Genomic DNA, 704 nt, shown 5'->3' on the forward strand with positions numbered 1-704 from the left:
TTCGAACATCGATGCTCTCTGGGATATCGATGATGAGTGTCGTCGTGGTCGGATTAGCAGTCGCTTCGCGGAAGACGGCACCGTGATCAGCCAGCTCCAAAGCGAGAAACGGCTGTGTGAGTCGAAGCCGCAGAACGCCCTCCTCACCATCCGCACTGATCTGTTGCACTTCGTCGATCCCGACCAACTGCGAGGCGGCGTCCGCTACATCGTTTACTACCCGGTCTTCGACGGTCACGAATACGTAGCTACCTTCTGTGGATTGCTGGACACCACCCTGATATGAGAGAGTACACTCCGCATCCTGTGCAAGCCGTGAGAGGACAAACTTCGGGTCCTCGATGGTGAATTCGACGCGGGTCATCGACGTCGAGAGCAATGCATTCTTCCGTTCGATCGCACTCAACGCGGACGCGATGGTCTCGCCGAGTTCCCCCAGAACCGCCTTCGCCGTCTCGTCGAACGCATGCTGGGCCGGTGCGTACACCGTTAACACACCGTGCATGAGGTCATTGTACACGAGCGGGATACTCAATACCGAAAGGTAGTCCCGAGAGATAGCGTCTTTCCGCCACGCTTCGTCACGGAGCCCAGCAGCGACGTTCGTCACCATCGTCACATCACCGGTAGCGGCGGTCTGACCGGCTGGCTCTGTACCTGCGGCTCGAACGGCGAAGGACTGACTATCCAAGTACCCTTGCTCG

The 704-nt window shown here is 58.2% G+C and carries 1 protein-coding gene; it reads right to left on the minus strand.

Annotation, left to right across the window (positions count from 1 at the left end; translation table 11 throughout):
* A partial coding sequence (locus C5B91_RS21230; protein ID WP_158589936.1) for a bacterio-opsin activator domain-containing protein occupies positions 1-704 on the minus strand: 704 nt, incomplete at both ends.

This window comes from Haloferax sp. Atlit-10N (assembly GCF_003586325.1).
GTDB lineage: Archaea > Halobacteriota > Halobacteria > Halobacteriales > Haloferacaceae > Haloferax > Haloferax prahovense.